This is a genomic window from Ruegeria sp. CDSB136, from assembly GCF_059610965.1.
This window is the reverse complement of record NZ_JBXWOP010000016.1, coordinates 44,511-66,444: the sequence shown is the minus strand read 5'-3', so window position 1 is coordinate 66,444 and position 21,934 is coordinate 44,511. Positions and strand designations below refer to the sequence as shown.

Genomic DNA, 21,934 nt, shown 5'->3' with positions numbered 1-21,934 from the left:
CGCCCTTGTGCGTCAGGTCTTTGATTGCCAGACGGCCTCCAATTTCAAGAAGGCCGAACGCCTGGTTCAACTCGCCTACTGACTTGCCAAATCCAACCACCCTTCTTCGGGTTCTGAAACCGCTAGGCAAGGCAATCATGAACCCGCCGGCCCCTCCGCTTGCGTCTCGTGGTTCAAGCGGCGCAGGTCGTTTATCATTGCTTTGGCCAGCGAGATGCACATGAGCAGCAACACTACGCTGAACGGTAGCGCGCCAATGATCATCGAATTGGTCAAAGCCTCTAACCCGCCGCCACCGGCAATCAGCAAGGTTCCAATGACAAGCGTCAGCAGCGCGCCCCAGATAACGCGATGAAGCAAACCGGTGTCTTCAGACCCACCGGACATGATCGTGTTCATCACGAGAATGCCGGAGTCGGCGGACGTGACGAGGAAGGTCATGGTCAACACCACACACATGACGCTCATGATGATGAGGAAGTCGCCCGAAATCATTTCCCCCAAGGTGACAAACAGTGTCGCTGTTGTTGATGCGGCAAGGATTGACCCGTTGGCGTCCCCATTCAGCTCCATATCGATAGCGGCCCCACCCAGAATGGCCATCCAGGCGAAGCACACAAGGGACGGAGCAATAACCGCGCCAAGGATGAATTCGCGCACCGTGCGCCCCTTCGAGATACGCGCCAGAAAAAGACCCACGAAAGGCGAGAACGCGATCCACCACGCCCAATAGAAGGTCGTCCATCCGGCCTGCCATTCAAACAAGCGCCCCTGTGTGCCCGCGTCATAAGCCGCAGTCTTGGTTGCGTCGGAAAGATTGGCGGTATCGTTTCTCAACCCTTCCAGGAAGGCAGCTTTTGTACCCCAGGCATCTGTTGCGCCCGCAAACAGCTCTTCGACAAAGGGAGCCGCCTCGGCCGGCAGTACGGACGCGTACTCGATCTCCGATATTGGGCGATAAGCCTGAAAACTCAGCGAGATGAAGTTCTTGACGTAGTCGACCAGCGCCGTTGCATAAGTCGTTGCGGCAAACGCAAACGAGCCAAAAACAATGAACACTGCCAGCAATACCAGGGACAACAGCAGGTTGATGTTCGACAGGTATTTGACGCCGCGCCCCACACCAGAAACGGCCGAGAGTGTCGACATCATCATGACCAGAACCAGCGCCGTGATCAGTCCGGCGGTCGACGGCTTCATTGCGGTCGGCGCACTTTCCACAAGCCAATTCGCGCCGGTAATCAGAAACGCGCCATCGACCAGTTGAGAAACGCCATAACCGATCGTCACAGCCACGCCGAGTATCGTCGCCACGACGCCGAGTATATCGATCACATGGCCTGCAATTCCGTTGGAGTATTCTCCGAGCAACGGTGTCAGCGCCGTCCGAATTGTCAGCGGCATGCCCCGGGTATTGGCGTAGTAAGCAAGGCTCAGGCCGGTGACCACGTAAATTGCCCAAGCGTGAAAGCCGGTGTGCAAAAACGTATAGCGGTAAGCGCCTTCAATTGCCTCCTCACTTTTTGGAGCAACTTGCCCGGAAACGGTCAGTGGATTTGTCTCCCACAAACCCAGTGGTTCAGCGGTTGCGTAGACCATAAGACCCACGCCGAGACCCGCGCCAAACATCATCGAAAACCATGAAAAGTTTGAAAATTCCGGCGTCTCAACTTCTGCCCCAAGCCGCATTCGCCCGGTCGCCGGAACAAGCGCAACAAGAAAAAGGAAGAATACAAACAGACCGACCGAAATGTTGTAAAAGGCGTTGAATTCGGCCAGCAACCCTGACTTCCAAGAACGCAACGTGTCGTTTGCAGATAGCGGCCAAACCAACGCCCACAGGACCAGCAGCGAAACCGAGAATTTGCTGAACAGCGCAATCGGCAGGTTATATCCTTTGTAAAACCCGGTCCGCTGCGTTTCTATTTTGAGGTCTGTGAAGGGGTCCTCAAGCGCCATATTCTAACGGTCTCACATAGGTTGACTGTTTCACTTATGGCGCCGCAGCGCTAATCCCTTTGCAAGAACGCGCGACGCTTTCGACAACCAAAGAATAGACCCGAACAACAACTGGTTTCCACCTTCACGTTTTCTGGTTGGTCAGATGTCTCACAGAAAGTCTCGGTAATTCTGTTGGTTGGGTATTGTGCCAAACATCCTGGTGTTGATCGTGGCAGGTTCCGGGTGGCGCAGTTTTTTGTGTTGGTTTATCAGTTGCACGCAGCGTGCCGTTGTCAGCTTGGCGTGTGTGAACACACGCGGCCAAACTCCAATCTGAAATGACCATTGGGGATCAAATCAAACGCCATGGGAAGGCGGAGCGTGTACGCCTCATAATCAAATCGATCGGGTGCGTAACAAACCCGCTCGGTTCAGGCCGCCATGTGCCATAATATCTCGGACCACAGTCACTCAGATGCGATAAACACATTGGATACCAAGCTCGCCACTACGATTATCGCCGATATCTCGGACAGCACTCCGTTCTATGAGTCGATGGAGGATGATCAGGCGCGGAAGCTGATACAATTCGAGATCGACCGACTGCGCGAAGTGACAAGAAAATTTGGCGGAATTGACGTGGGGCAGAAAGGGGATGACGTCCTTTGCTACTTCTTTGATCACGCCGCCGCCGTTCATGCGGCGCTTGAGATGGTCAGCAAGCCCCCGGGAACGGTGCTGTCCGTTCATGCAGGGGTCCACAAGGGCCCCATCGTCATTGCCGAGAATGATATATTCGGCGAAACCGTAAACCTGACGGCGCGGTTGGCGGCGGCGGCCAACCCGGGCGAGGCCTGTCTGAGCGAAACCGTTGTGACCGGATTGCGATCGAACATCCGAAAGCAGTTGATCCCGATTGGAGCGCTGCGCCTGAAAGGCGTCAGCGATCCGGTCAGGGCTTATTCCCTGGTTGCAGCTACAGACGGTCTGAGTACGGTCATGCATTCGCCAACCCGATCCGGCGATGTTCCGCTGGGACAACAGGGCGAGAGTTTCACGCTTGTGCTGTATCACGACGACCAGTCCTGGAGGTGCAGGGAGGGCGAAGAGCTTAGCATCGGAAGGTCCAACCAGTGCGACGTGATATTGCCTCAGCCCTGGGTTTCGCGGCTGCATGCCGTATTCAGCGTCAAAAGCGGCAAGCTTACGCTGACCGACCGAAGTTCGTCCGGAACCTTTGTTCAGATCGAAAACGCAAGGGAAATCCAGCTGAAGCGAGAGACCGTCATGCTGGCTGACAGCGGGCTGATATCGCCGGCGCTACCTGTCCTGCACGCCGATGCGCGCCCGTTGGAGTTTGAAATCGTCCGCCGCTGAATATGATCTGTGTACCGTATTCCCGCTTCTGTGGCGAAAGTCTCAGAAGGAGACCTGCATTTATGTTAGGATCGGCGCGAAAGGTTGGTCTCAGCAAACTTCAGGAGGGAAAGATGTCATTGAATTCTTCTGGAAACCAAGTGCGCCGGGGCTGTCTTATCTTTGGGGCGATCACCTTGTTCGGCAGCATGACCGCCTATGCGCAGTCCACGATGCCCAACGCCTGCCCGGTGGACGGGTGCGAGGTTCAGATTGTTTCGGTCGAAAAAAACGGTGAAGAACTGGTGGTTACCTACGAGGCGAATTTCACGCCTGATGTGTCAAAGAACCACTTTCACGCCTGGTGGGGTGACAGCTATTCGGTCGAACAGGTTGGCCGCAATGCCCAGAGCGATTTCAACGTTGAACAGGGCCGCTGGCACCGGCATGACGAATACCCGAGCTATGTCACCAAAGAGGCGGCTTCCACGGCAGCGCGCGACGGAGGCACGATGATGTGCGTGACTGCCGCCGATCGGGACCACAATATCCTGGATGCGACCAAGTTCCATTGCGTTGACGTGAAAGAGCACCTCTAAGACGCAGACCGCAACATGAGTTTTCCTGCGTTCATTGGCCGGTATGCCGTCGAAAGGGAAATAGCCAGCGGAGGTTTTGCGGCAGTTGTCCTCGCGCGGGATGAGGAACTGGAGGTTCCTGTAACCCTCAAGATCCTCCATTCAAATCTGGCCGCCAATGAAAGCGTCATAGCGCATTTTCTTGAGGAGGCGCGCTTGCTGCGGCGCATCCGGTCACCGCGCGTCGTGTCGGTTCATGACGTAGGGCGGCTGGAAGACGGTCGTCCTTATTTCGTTATGGATTATGCGGACCGTGGGACTCTGGCCGAGCGGCTTAAGCAATTGGACCCCGCCGTGCTGGCAAGGCGCGAGGGTCTGGGCACTCTGATCGATGCACTGGCGGATGGCTTATCGGCGGTTCACGAGGCGAATGTCGTTCATCGTGATGTCAAACCCGCGAATGTTTTGATGCAAAGGGTTAAACGCAGCAGGGACAACGGCAACTCAGCCTCGCTTGACGCACTGGTAGAGCCGGACGAACGCGTCTTTTTAGCCGATCTCGGCATCGCCAAGGATCTTGCGATCGATGTGACCGGCGCGACCATGATGGCCGGCACCCCGTTGTATCAGGCCCCGGAACAGGCTGAACATGGGCATCCTGTCACGCCGATGACGGATATCTATTCCGCCAGCGCGTTGATGTGGCATGTCTTGACCGGCAGGCCGCCACCGCCGTTCCATCGTGTTTCTGAACATATCTCCGGGCTGCCGGACATGTGGCGCGACTGCATTGAACACGGCATGGCGATGGACCCCGAAGCCCGGTTTCAGGAAATGTTATCCTGGCGCAGTGCAATGAACGATGCGCTGGATCGCGACCGGCGCGAGGCTGCATCCGAAGCTGTAACCCAGATTTCGGAAAGCCGGGTGGAATGCCCCTATAAAGGGCTTGCTGCCTTTCAGCCCGAAGATTCTGGTTACTTCTTCGGGCGAGAGGATCTGGTCGAGGACCTCGTCAGCCGGCTTCAAAAAAGTCGCATTCTGGTGTTGGGCGGTTCGTCAGGCAGTGGCAAATCCTCGGTCCTGCGGGCTGGTCTTCTGCCGGCGGTTGCTGCAAATGCGATATCGGGCAGTGAAAACTGGCGGGTTTGCATCTTTACGCCAGGTCGGGATCCGATGACTGATCTGTATTTTCAGCTGATCGGCGACAACTCGCATCTGACGGCCCAGATTTCCCTGAACGACTTTATCGCCTATCCCAGCGCCGCGCGCCGTCTAGCAACCGCCAACAAGGGCGAGCTACTGATTTGTATCGACCAGTTTGAAGAACTGTTCACGCTGGTCACGCAAGAGCGCAGAGGCAAGTTCATCGAAGCCCTGTCGGCGATGACCGATCCAGCCGACAGCCGCGTGCGCATCGTGCTGACAATTCGGGCGGACTTCTATGCGTCTTGCGCTGAAATCCCTTGGCTTGCAGATCGCATTTCCGAGAACCAGTTGCTGGTCGGCCCCATGACGCGCCCCGAGTTGCGCAGGGCGATCAGCGAACCTGCGCGCGCGGCCGGGTTGCATATGGACAGATCTCTGATCGACGCCATTGTTGATGAGGCCGGGCGAGAGGCCGGTTCGCTGCCACTGGTGGCGCATTCTCTCTATGAAACGTGGAGCAGGCGTAAAGGCGCGGTTATGTCACTGGACGGCTATCGGCAGGCTGGCGGGGTTGGGGGCGCGATCAGCCAGACGGCCGAGACGCTTTATTCGAGCAGTTTTGACAAGAAACAGCAGGCGGCAACGCAACGGCTGTTTCTGCGTTTGGTCACTCCGGGCGAAGGCACACCCGATACGCGCCGGTTGCTGCCGATAGACGATGTCGAGCGTGACATTGACCCGGACACGACGCGGCGGGTTGTCGAGGCTTTGACGGATGCGCGGCTTTTGACGGTGGATGAAAAATCCGTGCAGATCGCGCATGAAGCGCTGCTTCGTACCTGGCCACGGTTGGATTCGTGGATCGAGGACAGCCGCGACGATCTGCGCATGCGCCAAAGGATTCAGCACGACGCGGCAGAGTGGCAGGCGGAAGACCGAGAACCGGATCTGCTGTATCGCGGAACCCGGCTGCTGGCTTCGCTGGAATGGTCCGAATGCCATGAAAACGTGCTGGGCAGTCAGGAACGCGATTTTCTGGACGCGGCGCGGGAGGCGCGCGAACGGGCTCTGGCCGTCTCCAACCAGCGCAGGATGCGGCGGCGGCGCATCAACCAGATTGCGGTGGGCGCTCTTGCCTTGCTCGCCGCAGGCGCGACGTCAGCTTCATTTCTGGCGCTTCGCGCCTCGCAGCTTGCGGAAAGCAACCGTGAGATGGCCGTTGCGGCCACCGCCGAAGCCAACGAGCGGTTTGCCCGCGCGCTGGGTGCGGCCGCGAACGGCTTGTCGCAAACCGATCCGCTGCTAGCCCTTTCCCTAAGCGCCGAGGCCATCGCCCGCGCCAAATCCGCCGGTTCCACGTCCGAGGCGCGAACCGCAATGCTGATGGCGCGGCAGCAACTGGAAAAACCCGGCCTGATCCCGTTGGGCAGCCCGCTGACAGTTGGCGATGCTCAGACCATGGCCTTTGACCCTTCGGGCCTGAGAGTTGCCGTGGGGCTGCGCGACGGGCGTATTATCATTCACAGTTCCAGCGCAGACGAGGGTGTTCTGGCGGAACTGGTGGGGCATTCGGGTGGTATCAGAGACCTCGCTTTTTCACCCGACGGAACGTTACTTGTTTCTGCGGCGACTGATGGGGATGTCCGCCTGTGGAATGTCATCCCGTCCCGGACCGGCCCGGTCACGACACTGTTTTCCGGCGATGACGTGGCATTTGGCGTGGCTTTCGACGCAAGCGGCCAGCGGGTCGCCTCGGCCACCGGCGACGGCACCGTCCGGCTGTGGGATGTCTTGACCGGGATGCAGATCGGCGCTCCGCTGGCGAAAATGCCACTGGGGTTCAAAAGGGTGGCGTTTTCGCCTGTGTCCGACGGGTTGGTCGCGGGAAATGTGGATGGTGCCATTTTCGGCTGGGTTGACCAGGAATGCGCCCCGGCGTTTCTGCCCATCCCGGGCGGCCCGCTTGGACCTGATCCGGATCATCTGTCCTTTGACAGCACCGGAAGTTCCTTCGCGGTATCCCACACCAACGGCAAGGTTTCGACGATCGGGTTTCCGCAAGGCGCGCCGATCATCGAACGGTTCCCGGATGCGGGACCCATTGTTGCAGCAACTTTCTCGGGTCCTGAAAACGTTTTGATAGGTGCCAGTGCCGATGGAACACTGCGCATGGAAAGTGCAGCCCTGTCGCCCTTGGGTGACGTGGTGCAGGCGCACAGTCAGAGTATCGTGGATATCGGAGTGGCGCGCGAAACGCCGGTGATGGCGACATTAGGCCGGGATCAGCAGATTCGTCTGTGGCGGGTCAACCCGGAACCTGGCGATGGTGATATGCTGGCCTTGCCGGACGGGACGAAAGCGCTGGGGGTAGCGTACAGCCCGAATGGCACGTCTATTGCCGTGGGCGACGACAACGGCAATGTCTGGATCTGGCATGTCGGGTCGGCGATGAAACCCATGTTGCTAAGGGGGCACGGCAATCAGGTCTGGGCCGCGGCGTTTTCAGCTGATGGCCAAATGCTTGTGACAGGTGACAGAGACGGCGACATTCGTGTCTGGGATACTGCGACCATGCAGTCAAAGCAGCGTTTTAACCTGGGCAAAACGCCGGTCTGGTCGGTAGCGGCTGCGGGACCTTCTGCGTTCTTCGCGGCAACTGGGTCCGGACTGTTTCGCTTGGATGTGTCTGAGAGCATCGCTGTCAACCCGGTTGAACCGGGCGAAATCGCCCTGAACCGCGTTGCGGTTTCGCCGGACGAAACCCGCGTTGCTGCCGCGTCACCGGACGGAAAACTCTACATCTGGATAACGGCCAGTAATCAGTTGGAACGGGTTATCGAAGCGGACGATAATACCGTGTGGAGCGTTGCTTTCAGTGCCGACAGCGCGCGGATCGCATCCGCCTCGAGCGACGAGGTGGTCAAGATCTGGGACGTGCAAACCGGCGCTGAACTGGCGTCATTTGGTGGCCATAAGGGCGGCGCGACCGATCTTGCCTTTCTGGCGGATGGTGCAACATTGGTCGCCATCGACAGATCCGGTGAGCTTCATTGGTGGGATACGGTTGCCAATTGGCGGCTCATGCCTGTCCAAAGGGTACATAAGGGACCAAGCTGGCGTATCGCTCTGGCGCCCGGCGGCCAGACCTTTGCGACATCGGGTGAAGAGGGAACCGTCCGTATCTGGGACAGGCTGAGCCTGGAGATTGCCTGTGCGCTGGGCGGCCCGACTTTCGACAAGAGGCGCAGGGGACAGTATCTGGGCAGCGCGGAACCATCGACAAGTTGCGATCGACCGGAGCGTTAGCGCGCGTCTGGCGGCTCACTTTCTTCAAAACGCCCGATGTAGTAGTCTGCGCCAATGGGAAGAAGGAGGCCGCTGCAATGGACTACTACGACCTTGGAAACTACTCCCGGTTGGTTTCGACCACGTCAAACGAGGCGCAACTTTGGTTCGACCGGGGCCTGGCCTGGACGTATGCCTACAATCACGAAGAAGCAATCGCGTGTTTTCGCAAAGCCGTGGGCGCTGATCCCGGTTGCGCCATGGCCCATTGGGGCATCGCCTATTGCATCGGCCCCAACTACAACAAACCCTGGGAGGCTTTCGAGGAAGAGGAAAAGCCTGACTGCATCGATGTGGCCGGTGCCTCGGTCAAGACCGCCTTGGCGTTGCTGGATGATGTTACTCCGGCCGAACGTGCCCTGATCGAAGCGTTGTCGGTGCGCTATCCCGAGACGGCAGAGATTGCGGACTTTGCGCCTTGGAATGACGCCTTTGCCAATGCCATGCGCGAGGTCCATGCAAAACACCCAAACGATCCGGATATCTGCGCGATTTTTGCCGAGGCGATCATGAACCGCACACCCTGGCAGCTTTGGGATTTGCCGACAGGACAACCGGCCGAGGGTGCAGACACCGAAGAGGCCATCGCCGTTCTCGACAAGGCATTCGAAACGCTTCCGGGTGCCTGGGCACATGCCGGGCTGTTGCACATGTATATTCACCTTATGGAGATGTCCCCGCACCCCGAGCGGGCATTGCGCCATGGCGATGCGCTGAGCACTTTGGTGCCTGATGCGGGCCATCTGCTGCATATGCCGACCCACGTGGACGTGCTTTGCGGGGATTACATGAATGTGGTGCTGCGCAACGAAGCGGCAATTGTGGCGGACCGGAAGTTTCTGAAACGCGAGGGAGCGGACAATTTCTATTCGGTCTACCGGTGTCACAACTACCATTTTAAAATCTACGGCGCGATGTTTCTGGGTCAGCCCACTGCCGCGCTCGAAGCGGCCGATGAACTGATCGCGACCCTGCCGTCAGAAACGCTGCGCCCAATGGCAGACTGGTTCGAGGGTTTCATCCCGATGAAACAGCACGTGTTGATCCGGTTCGGGCGATGGCAGGATATTCTGGATCAGTCCTTGCCCGACGATGAAGAGCTGTACAGCGTCACGCGCGCTATGATGCGGTACGCGCGAACGGTGGCGCTGGCCAATACTCAGCGTCTGGACGAAGCAGAGACCGAACGAGACCTGTTCTATCAGGCGCTGGATCGGGTGCCGGACAGCCGGATGCTGTTCAATAACACCTGCCGCGATATCCTGAAGGTGGCCGAACGGATGATGCTGGGCGAGCTGGCCTATCATCAGGGTCAGTTTGAAACGGCCTTTGAACACCTGCGCAGATCGGTCGGGATCGACGATAACCTGCCATATGACGAGCCGTGGGGCTGGATGCAGCCGACCCGCCATGCGCTGGGCGCGCTGTTACTTGAACAGGGGCAGGTCGAAGAAGCCGAGGCGGTTTATCGTGCCGATCTGGGGCTTGATGCAACGCTCAGCCGGGCCTGTCAGCATCCGGGCAATGTCTGGAGCCTGCATGGTTTGCATGAATGTCTGACGCGGCGTGGCGAAACGGTCGAGGCAGCGCATATCAAGCTCCAGCTCGACAAGGCGGTCGCGCGTGCGGACGTTCCGATCCGCGCGTCCTGCTACTGTCGTCAGAAAAACCTGGCCGCCGCGTAAGAACCTCGGAGTCTAAGGTGCGGGGCAAACCGGCCCCACACCGTTGACGGCCTTAGCCTTGTTCAATGACCTTGCGCGCCACCCGGAAACACTCCAGCGCCTGCGGTACGCCGCAATAGATGCCGATCACGTGAATGATTGCCCGAATCTCTTCGGTGGTGACTCCGTTGTTGATGGCGCCCCGGCAGTGGATTTCCCATTCATGCATCTTGCCGAGCGCGCCGATCATTGAGAGGTTCATCATCGAACGCGTCTTTGCGTCGATGACGTCATCGCCCCAACCAAACCCCCAGCACCACGCGGTCATGGCTTCCTGAAAAGGGCGGGTGAAATCGTCGGCGGCTGCCAGATTTTTCTCGACATATTCAGCGCCCAGCGTTGCTTTTCGCTGTTCCAGTCCTATCAGAAAAAGGTCTTCGTCAAAGATGTTCGCCATTCGGAACCTCCGGTTGGTTTGGGTGAATTCAGGACTTCAGGCGATGCCTGTACAGGTGATCATAATGCGGCTTCATCCGGCGATGAACCTGCCGGACCATTTCGGGTGCATCTTCGATCGAGATGTGCTTGCGTGGTTGTGGCGCAAGGCCGGTGGAGTTGGCCAGATTGGCGTGAAACGATCCGCCATCCCACCAGCTATGGGCAGACGGATCGCCGCCAGCCTCCCAGGTCAGAGCGTCTTCAATGAATGGTATGCCTATGGAATCGCAAAACTTTTGCGTCATGCTGTGCGGATCTTCCAGCAAGTCGTCGCTGTCGATCACGGGCGGCGGGGTGCCGTTTAGCGCTGTCAGCAGATCAAAAAGGGCGCGTTGTTCGGGGAAGCCGACTTCGCCTTCGGCAAAGTCCGGCCATTGCCGGTACATGGAAGTGATCGTTTTAGCAGGATCGCGGATCAGGAAAGCGTGAGTGAAATGAGACAGCAGCTCAGCATCCCACATGTGGTTGATATAATGCGGAAAATCCTTGAGGAACACCGGCCCCTTGCGGGCGCGCGCCCGGACGTCTTCCCAGACACTTTCAAGGGTCAGGCCCGGCGTGGTCTTTTCGCCCGGCCGAAAGCGATGCCAAAGCGGTTCTTCGCCCTGATACCACGCTTCACCAAAGGGTTCGTGCAGGCAATCGAGATCGCCGCGCTGGCGCATCATCCACTCGAAGGCCGTCGAGGTTGACCGGGGTACAGCCCAGAGCGCGAAGATTTGGTGCATTTGAACGACCTTTCGACTGCCATTCTTGTCTTTGTACAAGGCAAAATCCCGGCTACAGACGCCGCAGAAGCTGCCCGTGAGGTGTTTGGGGTGCGATGCCAAGCGATTTGAAGATGCGCCAGTACAGCGCGATGTCGTGGCCGATCACGGGCTTGCCGATTGCGGCCTCGAGATCATCGGCCAGATGCAAGGGACGTTGCGGAAGACCGCCCGGACCGGTTCGGAAATTGCACATGCCGTTGATCAGGATCGCGTCGGCCTTCGGGGCTTTGTCGGCAACATATTCGAAACTGCGGCGGGCCAGATCGCCGTCGAACACCCAGCGATGACTGTTGACCTCTTCCTGGCTGGAAAACCAACCCTGATCGTGAAAATTGCCGGCCCAGACCACGTCAAACCCGGCCTCGCGCAGGAAGCCGACGGTGCCCTGCCACCATTCGGGCCAGTGATAGGCCGCGTTAAGGGCGACCTTCTCGATGTTCATGTCCCGAAGCGCTTCGACCATGGCATAGCCTGCCATGTGAAACTCCGTGCCGTGTTTGTCGGACAAATCAGCACAGTGCTGCCGCACCCCGTCGACGCCCAGCCCGCAGGCATGGACCCAGTTCGACCCGACCTGACCGCAGACATCCACGCCATTGCGTGACATGCAATGCACGAAATCTTCGAGCATGCCAAAGTTCTTTTTCCGCTGATCCAGCCCGTGGACGTAATCCGGGACATGCAGCATCCAGCCATGCACGCCGACGGTTTCGGGGCACATGCGCAGGAAGTCCGATGGCGCGGCATCGAAATCGAACGGCGGAGAGGTGAAGCCGACCTGATAAGGAAAAAGCTTGTGTTCAGGCCGCCATTCTCCGGGCATCAGCATAATCGGCCTGTCCTTTCGAAGGATGAGAAAACTCGACGCATTCCTTGGGACAAAGGCACCGGCGTCATTCGACGGCCTCGCGCATCCATTGTTGCAATTTGGCGATCGAATGTTCCGACATCACGCCGCAACCCGGGTCCAGCACCAGCGGGCCGGGACGATAGCCGCGCGACTTGAGCCCGCGGTGCACGGATTCGACAAGGCGGATGTCTTCCTCGACCGTTGTTTCACGATCCTGTACGGCCAGTTGCCGGATCACCGCGCTTTCCGACCCGCCTTCGGTGTACCAGCCCCGCCAGACGGTGCAGTGGTCGGCGTCGACCGCGCGCCAGTGATAGGTGTTCAGCACGTTGCCCGGGTAGCACTGGAACGAGAACATCGGCCACAGAAACCATGACTGGTAATCGCCCGCATGCGGTACTGACAGGTCAATAGGGTAGGTCATCTTTTCCAGGCTCTGACATTCGGTCGTGTGACGCAGCACATAGCCGCCGCTTGCGTCGGGTTGAATGTCATAGGTCTCGGGCTTGACCACGCCTTCGGCAAAGGTCGGGTGATTGGTCGGGCAGTGGTAGCATTCCGAGTAATTCTCGATACTGACCTTCCAGTTGCAGTTTTCCGGAATTTCCACCCATTCCAGCGGTTCCAGATTGTCGATGTTCGGAACAAAGGCGCGGATTTCTTCGCGCACACCGGGATACCATTCATCCATAGGTGCGGCGTCATCGTCGAGATTGACGAAGATAAAGCCGTTGAAGACCTCGGTGCGGACAGAGGTCAGGCAGATGGCGCTGCGGTCAAAGCCGGGGACGGATTTGATGTTGGGACCGGCGCGCAGTTGGCCGGACAACTCGTAGGTCCAGGCGTGATAGGGGCAGACGACGACGCGCGTGTTGCCCGCACCGGTGACCATCTCGTGCGCACGATGCTGGCAGACGTTGTAGAAGGTGCGGATTTCGCCATCGCGGCCGCGGATGCAGAACAGGCTTTGCCCGGCGATCTCGAAGGCGAAGTAATCCCCGGTCTCGCGGATCTGCGCGATGTGGCCCGCGAACTGCCACGTTCGGGCCAGCAGACCCTGCAACTCCTGCCCGAATATGGCGGGATCGGTATAGTATCGGGCGTCAAGGGAATGGGTCAGGGGGGCGTTCATTCGGGCTCCTCCGCGTAGAGGCCAAGTTGGTGTCTGCGTTGGTGAAACCGTTCCACCCGCTCGACGATCTCATCGCTGGACACCGCGATCACGAACGACAGCAGTGTTTCCAGCAAAGCGATGGTCGAAACGGAGGACGGGAAGAACTGTGGTGTGTCGGCGGCGACGACAAAACCGTGATGTGCGTTCAGGATCACCGGGCTGGCCGGGCTGTCCGAGATGCCAACGACGGTCAGGCCTTGCTGGCGGGCCAGCTTGATCGCTTCGATCACCTCGGTCCGGTAGGGGCGGCAGGTGATCGCGATCAAAACGTCCTGTTCATCGGCCCAGGCCAGATCATCCACCGGGGTCGAGCCGGGTCGCGGGATGGCGTGGAACTGTTTCATCCCTGTCGAGGCCAGATAGGTGAAATTGCGCGCGTTCGAGTTGTTGACGCCGACGCCCAGCGTGAAGATCTGGCGGCTGTTCCAGATGTCTTCTGCGGCAGCTTTCAGCTTTGTGGCGTCGATACCGGCAAAGGTTTCTTCGATGTTGCGAATCGCGGCGCCGACCATATCGGCGTAAAGCCCGCCCAGTTCGCCCGACTTGCCAATGTCCTGCAACCAGCGGGCACGGTCGGGAAACGACACGCTGCCCTTGCGAATCGCTTCGCGGAAGGGCGCGCGGAAATCCTCGTACCCATCGAAGCCGACCTGACGCGCCATGCGGACAAAGGTGTTGGGCTTCACTTTTGCCGCTTCGGCAATCTCGCGCACGGTCGAGACCCCAACGTCGCTTGGGTTTTCCAGCACATAACGCGCGGCTTTCTGCGCCTCGGGGGTGAGGGCGTCCCACTCCTGACTCAGGCGGTTCAGAACGATTGATGATACATTTGTGTCATTCATGATTGACGATGGTACATTTGTGGAATTAGCCTGTCGAGCAGAAACGCGACTCGGGAAGAGGAAAAATCATGTCCGGGAATGAATTGCCGTCACAGGCCCGTGTGGTCATCGTCGGAGGCGGTGTTATGGGGGTCGGTCTGGCCTATCATCTGGCGCATGAAGGGTGGGGCGGTGATACCGTCCTGCTGGAGAAGGCTGAACTGACCAGCGGCAGCACCTGGCATGCGGCGGGCCAGATCACGCATTCGACCTCGAGCTTTGGGCTGGGCAAATGCGTGGACTACAACATCGGCCTGTATTCCGGCCAGCTGGAGGCTGAGACCGGCCAACCCGTCACATGGCATGGCTGCGGCTCGTTCCGGCTGGCCTATACCGAGGACGAGATGGACTGGTTGCGCCACACGTTGTCGGTGGGCCGGTCGCTGGGGTTCAACATCGAGCTGGTCGGCCCCGAGAAGGTCGCCGAGCTGCATCCGTTCTATAATCTCGAGGGCGTTCTGGGTGCGCTCTATACGCCAGATGACGGGCATGTGGATCCGACCAATGTAACAATGGCGATGGCGACCGGCGCGCGTCAGAAAGGCGTGCGAATCTTCCGCAATTGCCGCGCCACCAACATCACGCAGGCCGAAAATGGCGAGTGGGTGGTCGAGACCGAGTTGGGCGCAATCACCTGCGAGCATGTGGTGAACGCGGGCGGTACCTATGCCCGGCAGATGGGTGAATGGTCCGGTTTGCAACTGCCGATGACCTCGATGACCCACCATTACTTCGTGACCGAGCCGGTGCCGGAGTTCCAGAACCTGGATAAGGAGCTGCCGGTGATCCGCGATGACCGCAAGGTCTCGGGCTATATCCGGATGGAGCAGCAGCGCGGGCTGATCGGGATCTATGAGAAGGAAAACCCGAACTCGGTCTGGCACGATCATTGCCCGTGGGAATACGAGAACTGGCTGTTCGACGCGGATTACGACCGGGTGATGCCGTGGCTAGAGGAAAGCCTGAACCGGATGCCGATTTTTGCCGAGCTGGGTATTCAGCGCGATGTGCATGGGGCGATCTCGCATCCGCCGGATGGCAACCCTCTGATCGGGCCCGCGCCCGGTGTTCGGAACTACTGGTGTTGCTGCGGGACCCAGATCGGGATCGGCTGGGGGCCGGGTCTGACCCGCGAACTGGCGCGCTGGATGGTGCATGGCGCTGCTGATATTTCGATGCGCGAGTATGACCCGCGACGGTTTGGCAGCTATGCCAACAAGGACTGGCAGGTGATCAAGGCGGAAGAGGACTATTGCCTGCGTCACGAAGTACCCTTTCCGCATTTCAACCGTCTGGCGGGGCGCCCGATCAAGCCGTCCCCTTTGTATGAGTTGCTGAAATCCAAAGGCGCGGTGCACGAGGAGGTCTATGGTTTCGAACGCCCCCGCTGGTTCGCGCGGGACGGCGTGGAGCAGCGCGATCACTATTCCTTCCGCCGTACACCTGCCGATGACATGGTCGCGGCTGAAGTCAAAGCGGTACGCGAGAGCGTCGGCATCATGGATGTCACCGCCTTCACCAAGGTCGAGGTCTCGGGGCCGGATGCTTATGCCCTGCTGGACCGGCTGACCGCCAACCGGATGCCGCAGAAGGTCGGCTCGATCACGTTGACCCATATGTTGAACCGGCGAGGGCGGATCGAGTTGGAGACGACCATTGTCCGCATGGCCGAGGATCGGTTCTATCTGGTCTGCGCGGCGTTCTTCGAACAGCGCCTGCTGGATCATCTGGCGCAACAGCGCGCAGTTGAGGATGTGCAGATCACCGCATTGTCCGCAGACTGGTCGGCCCTGTCGCTGAACGGCCCCCGCTCGCGGGACGTGTTGGCGCGTTGCACCGACGCCGATCTGTCCAATGCCGGGTTCCGCTGGCTGTCCGCGCAGGAAATCACCATAGCGGGCCACAAGGTCTGGGCCTTCCGTATGTCCTATGCCGGTGAGTTGGGCTGGGAACTGCACATGCCCAACGCCGCCTGCCTGGATGTCTACAACGCGTTGTGGGTGGCAGGCGAGGCCCATGGCATCACCGATTATGGCAGCTTTGCCATGAACGTGATGCGGATGGAGAAGGCCTTCAAGGGCGCGGGTGAACTGACCAACGAGGTCACGTTGGCCGAGGCAGGCGTGCTGCGCTTTGCCCAGACGGACAAGGACTATCTGGGTAAGGACAAGACCCTGAACACTGACCTGCCCTGGGTGTGTGCATATCTCGAAATCGAGCCGGATGGTGTTGCGGATGGCCATGGTGGAGAAGCTGTGGTGCTGGACGGGCGTGTCGTGGGGTCGACCGCTTCGGTGGTCTATGGTCACACAGTCGGTAAGATCCTGGCCTTTGCCTATGTCAAACCCGACGCGGCCGCGCCCGGAACCGCAGTAGAGGTCGTGATCCACGGCAAGCCCCGCGCGGGCCGGATTCTTGGTCAGCCGGCCTATGACCCCGAAAGCCTGTTGCCCCGCACAGACGCAATAATGGAGACCGCGTGATGAGCCTGCCCGATACGATGAAAGCCATGGTCACGATGGGTCACGGCGGGCTGGAGCAGATGGTGCTGCACACGGACTGGCCGCGCCCGGACCCCGCCGCCGGAGAAGTTCTGATCAAGGTCGCCGCCTGCGGTCTGAACAACACTGACGTGAACACGCGATCCGGCTGGTACTCCAAAACCGTCTCTGAGGCGACCACCGGAGGTGCTTTCGAAGAAGTCAGTGAGGACGACCCGACATGGGGCGGCGCGCCGATCACCTTCCCCCGCATTCAAGGGGCCGATATCTGCGGTGAAATCGTGGCCGTCGGTGAAGGCGTTGACCCTGCCCGTATTGGCCAACGTGTCATCACCGATGGCTGGTTGCGGGACCCTGCCGACCCGGAAAACATGGACAAAACCGGCTATTTCGGTTCGGAACGCGATGGCGGATTTGCCGAATACGCGACCACGCTTGCGGTTAACGCTGTGCCGATCAACTCGGGCCTTTCGGATGCCGAATTGGCGACGTTCTCGTGTTCTTACTCCACCGCCGAAGGCATGCTGACCCGCGCCAACGTGACCGAAAAAGACACGGTGCTGGTGCCCGGCGCGTCCGGCGGTGTTGGGGGCGCTTTGGTCCAGTTGGCCAAGCGCCGCGGTGCGCGCGTGATCGCGCTGGCGTCCGAGGCGAAGCATGCCGATGTGGCCGAACTGGGGCCCGATGTGATCCTGCCGCGCGCGCCGGAAAACCTGCGGGCGGCGCTGGGCGACGAGAAGATCACCGTGGTTGCCGATGTGGTGGGCGGGCCCTACTGGCCGACCCTGATCGACATTTTGGAACGAGGTGGTCGGTATACCTGTTCCGGCGCCATTGCGGGCCCGATGGTCGAGTTTGACCTGCGGACTTTCTATTTGCGCGACCTGACCTTTACCGGCTCGACCGTGATCGACCCGCAGGTAATGCGGAACCTCGTGAAGTATATCGAAGCCGGAGAGATCAAGCCCGCGCTGGCCGCGACCTTTCCGCTGGAAAAGTTGCGCGAGGCGCAGGCCGCCTTCATCGCCAAACAACACACCGGCAATATTGTGGTGATCCCATGACGCTTGATGACGTACTGGAAGCGGCCCGGTTGGTGCATCAGGCGCATCCTGATCTTGCCGCTTTCGGGGCCTGGCCCGATGATCTGACTCCCACAGGTCTGCAGCCTGCGCCGATACCGGCGACCGATCTGGTGCGTGACTTTGCCGAGGACGTCGGGGAGCCGACCCGCGATCTGGTCGCGGCGATCAAGGCGACGGCGCATCTGGCGCAGTGGAAGCTGACCTATACCGAAGAGGAGGTCGGCGCGGATTTCCTGAACCGCTTTGGGTACTACGAACTCTTTGGTCCGACAGGGCATTTCCACTCGACTCAGCTGCGGGGCTACGTCGCGTATTGGGATGCCGGCCTGAACTATGATTGGCATAGCCATCAGGCTGAGGAGCTGTATCTGACTCTGGCGGGCGGGGCGGTGTTCCGGGTCGACGGAAACGAGGCCTTCGTCGGCCCTAACGAAACGCGGCATCACGAAAGCTGGCAAAGCCACGCCATGACCACGACAGAACAGCCGATCCTGACCTTTGTCCTGTGGCGCGGCGACGGGATGGGCGATCTGCCCAGAATGGACGCTGCATGAAGATCAACCGTATCCGCGTCTTCCAGACCGGGCTGCCCTATGTAGGTGGCACGTATGTCTGGGGTGCGGGCAACGCGATTGAAACCGCTATTGCGTCGGTGGTCGTGATCGACACCGATGCCGGATTGCAGGGCTGTGGGGAGTTCACGCCCTGCGGCGAGAACTACATGGTGGCGCATTCCGAAGGTGTTCCTGCACTCGCACGTCTGGTGGCACCAAAGCTGTTGGGGGAAGACCCGCGTCAGGTCGGGCGGATCGAACGGCTTCTGGATCACCTGGTACAGGGGCATGGCTATGCCAAGGCCCCGTTCGATGCGGCATGCTGGGATATTCTGGGGCAGGCCTGTGATCAGCCGGTGTGGATGCTGCTGGGCGGTAAGCTGACCGACGGTGCGCCGATGTACCGGGTGGCCCCACAAAAGGCGGTGGACGAGACCGTGGCCGAGATGGATCGCTACCGGGATCAGGGCTATCGCCAGTTTCAGGTCAAAGTCGGCGGCGATTGGGTCACCGATATTGACCGTATCCGCACCACGGTGCCGCTGTTGGAGCCGGGTGAAAAGGCGATGGCCGATGCCAATCAGGGCTGGCGCGTGGACAATGCGATCCGGGTGGCGCGTGCCACGCGTGATCTGGATTTCATTCTGGAACAGCCCTGCCGCACCTATGAAGAATGCCAGCAGGTGCGCCGTGTCGCCGAGCAGCCGATGAAGCTGGACGAATGTCTGACCGGCATCCACATGGCGCAGAGGATCGTGGCGGATCGCGGGGCCGAGATCTGTTGCCTGAAGATCTCGAACCTCGGGGGGCTCAGCAAGGCGCGGCGCGTGCGGGATTATCTGTTAGATAACCGAATTCCGGTGGTCAGTGAGGATACCTGGGGTGGCGAGATCACATCCTCGGTCGTGGCGCATTTCGCGGCCTCAACCCCGGCAGAGTATCTGCAGAACACCACCGATCTGATGAACTACAACACGCGGTCGACCGGAATCGGCGGTCCGGTGTCGCGGGATGGCAAGCTTTACGCCTCTGATACGCCAGGTCTGGGCGTAACCCCTGATTTCGAAAGCCTCGGCGCGCCGATAGAGGAGTTCCGCCTATGAGACCACAAGCAACGGCAACTCAAATGATTGACGACGCCCGTGTTCGGGTGACGCGATTTGACTTTGCGCCCGGTGGGGAAACCGGGTGGCATCGGCACGAGATGGACTATGTCATCACCGCCATCTCCGATTGCCATATGCGGCTGGAATTGCCCGATGGCTCGGTCAATGACGTGACGGTCCCGGCCGGATCCGCGTATCGGCGCGATGAAGGGGTCGAGCATAACGTTATCAATAACGGGGACAGCCCCATGTCCTTTGTCGAAGTGGAACTGAAATGAAGATCACCCGGATATCGGTCTATCACGTCGATCTGCCGTTGGAGCATCCCTATTGGTTGTCCGGCGGGCGGCTCAAGTTCGAGGTGCTTGATGCAACGCTGGTCAAAGTCGAAACGGATGAGGGCCTGGCCGGCTGGGGCGAGGGCACTCCTTGGGGCCACACGTACGTGCCCGCACACGGGCCGGGTATCCGCGCGGGAATCGAGACGATGGCGCCCTTCGTTCTGGGCCTGGATCCGCGCAAAGTGTTGGATGTGGAACGTGCCATGGATCTTGCCTTACCCGGACATCTCTATGCAAAAAGCCCGATCGACATGGCCTGCTGGGACATCGCCGGTCAGGCGGCGGGCCTGCCCATTGCCGACCTTATGGGCGGCGGATCACGAACACCGCGTCCGATTGCTTCGTCCGTGGGTGCGAAGACCGTGGAGGAAACCCGCGCGGTGATCGAGCGCTATCGCAGCCGGGGCTACATCGCCCATTCGGTGAAAATTGGTGGAGATGTCGAACGCGACATTGCCCGTGTTCGCGATGTCGAAAGCATCCGGCGACCGGGTGAGATCATCCTTTATGACGTCAACCGGGGTTGGACCCGGCAACAGGCGCTGCGGCTGATGAGTGCCTGCGAGGACCTGAACGTCACGTTCGAACAACCCGGCGAGACGCTGGATGATATCGCCGCTATCTCGGGCCGTCATGCCTCGCCCGTGTCAGTCGACGAAAGCCTCGTCACCCTGCAGGACGCCGCCCGCATTGCCCGCGATGGCCTGGCCGAGGTGTTCGGGATCAAGCTGAACCGTGTCGGCGGCCTGACCAAGGCGGCGCGGATTCGTGATATCGCGCTGGCCCATGGTATCGACATGTTCGTGATGGCCACGGGCGGGTCGGTTCTGGCGGACACCGAAGCGCTGCATCTGGCCGCGACCATCCCGGATGACAACTGCCACGCGGTCTGGGCCTGTCAGGATATGATCACCCTCGACATCGCTGGCGGGCGCGGTCCGCGTAACATTGATGGCTACCTGCATCTGCCCGAAACGCCCGGCCTTGGTGTTTCGCCGGACGAGGATGCGCTAGGCGATCCGGTCGGAGCCTACCAATGAGGATCACCAAGATAACGCTCTGGTCTGTCGACCTGACAAGTCACGAAACCTATCACATGGCCGAGGGCAAGACCTGCGCGACAGTCAAAAGTCATATCCTGTGTCTGGAAACGGATACCGGCTTGAAAGGCTGGGGCGAGGTCTGCCCGATCCCGCATTACCTTCCCGCCTATGCCGATGGGGTTCCCGCAGCTGTGGCCGAGATGGGGTCGGAAATTCTTGGCATGTCTCCCTTCGGGGTCGATGCGCCCATGCGCAAGCTGGATGGGTTTCTGCAGGGGCATCTCTATGCCAAATCCATCGTGGATCTGGCGCTGTGGGACCTGTTTGGCAAGGCCTCGGGTCAGCCGGTCTATGCGCTGCTGGGCGGGCGGACACAGGCGGATATGCCGCTGTACCACTCGATTACCTGCATCGCGCCAGATGACATGGCGCGGATCGCCAAGACCGCTTACCAGACCGGCATTCGCCAGTTTCAGGTCAAGCTGGGCGTCGAAGGCGACTGGCAGGCTGACGCCGAGCGGCTGATCAAGGTGCGCGAGGCCGTGGGGCCGGGACCGCTGGTTTATGGCGACTGGAATTGCGGGGCATCGCGGCTGCAGGCGACGCGCACGGGCCGGGCGGTGGCGCATCTGGATGTGATGCTGGAACAGCCCTGCAAAACGCTAGAGGACTGCGCGGCGGTGCGCCAGGCCACCGGCCTGCCGATGAAGATCGACGAAAACGCTCATGATCTGGCCTCGCTGTTGCAGGCGCATGCGCTGGGCTGCATGGATGCCGTCGCTTTGAAAATCTCGAAATTCGGCGGGCTGTCGGCCATGCGCCGGGCGCGGGATCTGACCGTGCATCTGGGGGCCGAGATTTGCGCCGAATGCACCTGGGGGTCGGATATCGTGACGGCGGCAGCGCTGCATTTCGCGGCGTCGACACCGGCTGCGTCGCTGATGAATACCTGCGACCTGTCTTCCTATGTCTCCCCGCGCGTCTGCCCGGACGCACCAAACCGTGAAATTGGCCGGATTGCCCCGCCTGAGGGTCCGGGGTTAGGTGTTACACCGGACCCGGAGGTTCTTGGCTCCCCAATATTGGAGATCGTTTGAG

The 21,934-nt window shown here is 59.9% G+C and carries 17 protein-coding genes; 11 read left to right on the top strand and 6 right to left on the bottom strand.

Features of this window, described 5'->3' with window-relative positions; all coding sequences use genetic code 11:
• Positions 1-135: 135 nt before the first annotated feature.
• Positions 136-1,959, bottom strand: coding sequence for a BCCT family transporter (locus AC2FIR_RS17045; RefSeq protein ID WP_480490595.1), 1,824 nt, complete (start codon positions 1,957-1,959; stop codon positions 136-138).
• A gap of 471 nt (positions 1,960-2,430) precedes the next feature.
• On the opposite strand from AC2FIR_RS17045, the gene AC2FIR_RS17040 reads away from it, so the two are divergent.
• The 4 genes from AC2FIR_RS17040 to AC2FIR_RS17025 all read left to right on the top strand — a co-directional run bounded on the left by AC2FIR_RS17040 (position 2,431) and on the right by AC2FIR_RS17025 (position 10,054).
• Positions 2,431-3,318, top strand: coding sequence for an adenylate/guanylate cyclase domain-containing protein (locus AC2FIR_RS17040; RefSeq protein ID WP_496744856.1), 888 nt, complete (start codon positions 2,431-2,433; stop codon positions 3,316-3,318).
• 113 nt (positions 3,319-3,431) lie between these two features.
• The gene (locus tag AC2FIR_RS17035) at positions 3,432-3,896 is read left to right on the top strand and encodes a hypothetical protein (RefSeq protein ID WP_170806019.1); all 465 of its coding nucleotides are present in this window, start codon (positions 3,432-3,434) and stop codon (positions 3,894-3,896) included.
• A 15-nt stretch (positions 3,897-3,911) separates the two neighbouring features.
• Entirely contained in the window at positions 3,912-8,330 is a 4,419-nt protein-coding gene (locus AC2FIR_RS17030) for a WD40 repeat domain-containing serine/threonine protein kinase (protein ID WP_496744854.1), read from the top strand.
• Between the two features lie 77 nt (positions 8,331-8,407).
• Complete coding sequence (locus tag AC2FIR_RS17025) at positions 8,408-10,054, top strand: hypothetical protein (protein WP_496744853.1); 1,647 nt, start codon at positions 8,408-8,410, stop codon at positions 10,052-10,054.
• Between the two features lie 52 nt (positions 10,055-10,106).
• Here AC2FIR_RS17025 and AC2FIR_RS17020 read toward each other — a convergent pair whose 3' ends face one another.
• From AC2FIR_RS17020 to AC2FIR_RS17000, 5 genes are all read right to left on the bottom strand, one after another.
• Positions 10,107-10,490 (bottom strand): carboxymuconolactone decarboxylase family protein, encoded by a 384-nt coding sequence (locus AC2FIR_RS17020; RefSeq protein WP_170613638.1) that lies wholly within the window; start codon positions 10,488-10,490, stop codon positions 10,107-10,109.
• Positions 10,491-10,518: 28 nt separating this feature from the next.
• The gene (locus AC2FIR_RS17015) at positions 10,519-11,259 is read right to left on the bottom strand and encodes a sulfotransferase-like domain-containing protein (protein WP_496762784.1); all 741 of its coding nucleotides are present in this window, start codon (positions 11,257-11,259) and stop codon (positions 10,519-10,521) included.
• A gap of 52 nt (positions 11,260-11,311) precedes the next feature.
• Positions 11,312-12,130, bottom strand: coding sequence for an aspartate racemase/maleate isomerase family protein (locus tag AC2FIR_RS17010; RefSeq protein WP_496744851.1), 819 nt, complete (start codon positions 12,128-12,130; stop codon positions 11,312-11,314).
• A gap of 64 nt (positions 12,131-12,194) precedes the next feature.
• Positions 12,195-13,283, bottom strand: a complete 1,089-nt coding sequence (locus tag AC2FIR_RS17005) for an aromatic ring-hydroxylating oxygenase subunit alpha (protein ID WP_496744849.1) — start codon at positions 13,281-13,283, stop codon at positions 12,195-12,197.
• Positions 13,280-14,167, bottom strand: coding sequence for a MurR/RpiR family transcriptional regulator (locus AC2FIR_RS17000; RefSeq protein ID WP_170613630.1), 888 nt, complete (start codon positions 14,165-14,167; stop codon positions 13,280-13,282). The genes AC2FIR_RS17005 and AC2FIR_RS17000 overlap by 4 nt, the downstream gene beginning before the upstream one ends.
• 68 nt (positions 14,168-14,235) lie before the next feature.
• Between AC2FIR_RS17000 and AC2FIR_RS16995 the strand changes: the two genes are divergently transcribed.
• Genes AC2FIR_RS16995 through AC2FIR_RS16965 form a run of 7 tightly spaced genes read left to right on the top strand, consistent with a single transcriptional unit; the run spans position 14,236 to position 21,933 of the window.
• Positions 14,236-16,689, top strand: a complete 2,454-nt coding sequence (locus AC2FIR_RS16995; protein ID WP_480911682.1) for an FAD-dependent oxidoreductase — start codon at positions 14,236-14,238, stop codon at positions 16,687-16,689.
• Positions 16,689-17,771, top strand: a complete 1,083-nt coding sequence (locus tag AC2FIR_RS16990) for an alcohol dehydrogenase family protein (RefSeq protein ID WP_480440651.1) — start codon at positions 16,689-16,691, stop codon at positions 17,769-17,771. Before AC2FIR_RS16995 ends, AC2FIR_RS16990 begins: the two co-directional genes overlap by 1 nt.
• Complete coding sequence (locus AC2FIR_RS16985) at positions 17,768-18,346, top strand: dimethylsulfonioproprionate lyase family protein (protein WP_496744846.1); 579 nt, start codon at positions 17,768-17,770, stop codon at positions 18,344-18,346. Before AC2FIR_RS16990 ends, AC2FIR_RS16985 begins: the two co-directional genes overlap by 4 nt.
• Positions 18,343-19,449, top strand: a complete 1,107-nt coding sequence (locus AC2FIR_RS16980) for a mandelate racemase/muconate lactonizing enzyme family protein (protein WP_480812568.1) — start codon at positions 18,343-18,345, stop codon at positions 19,447-19,449. Before AC2FIR_RS16985 ends, AC2FIR_RS16980 begins: the two co-directional genes overlap by 4 nt.
• On the top strand, positions 19,446-19,730 hold the full coding sequence (locus AC2FIR_RS16975) for a cupin domain-containing protein (protein ID WP_170806027.1): 285 nt from the start codon (positions 19,446-19,448) through the stop codon (positions 19,728-19,730). Before AC2FIR_RS16980 ends, AC2FIR_RS16975 begins: the two co-directional genes overlap by 4 nt.
• Positions 19,727-20,833 (top strand): mandelate racemase/muconate lactonizing enzyme family protein, encoded by a 1,107-nt coding sequence (locus tag AC2FIR_RS16970; protein WP_496744844.1) that lies wholly within the window; start codon positions 19,727-19,729, stop codon positions 20,831-20,833. The genes AC2FIR_RS16975 and AC2FIR_RS16970 overlap by 4 nt, the downstream gene beginning before the upstream one ends.
• Complete coding sequence (locus AC2FIR_RS16965) at positions 20,830-21,933, top strand: mandelate racemase/muconate lactonizing enzyme family protein (protein ID WP_496744842.1); 1,104 nt, start codon at positions 20,830-20,832, stop codon at positions 21,931-21,933. The genes AC2FIR_RS16970 and AC2FIR_RS16965 overlap by 4 nt, the downstream gene beginning before the upstream one ends.
• Position 21,934 lies beyond the last annotated feature (1 nt).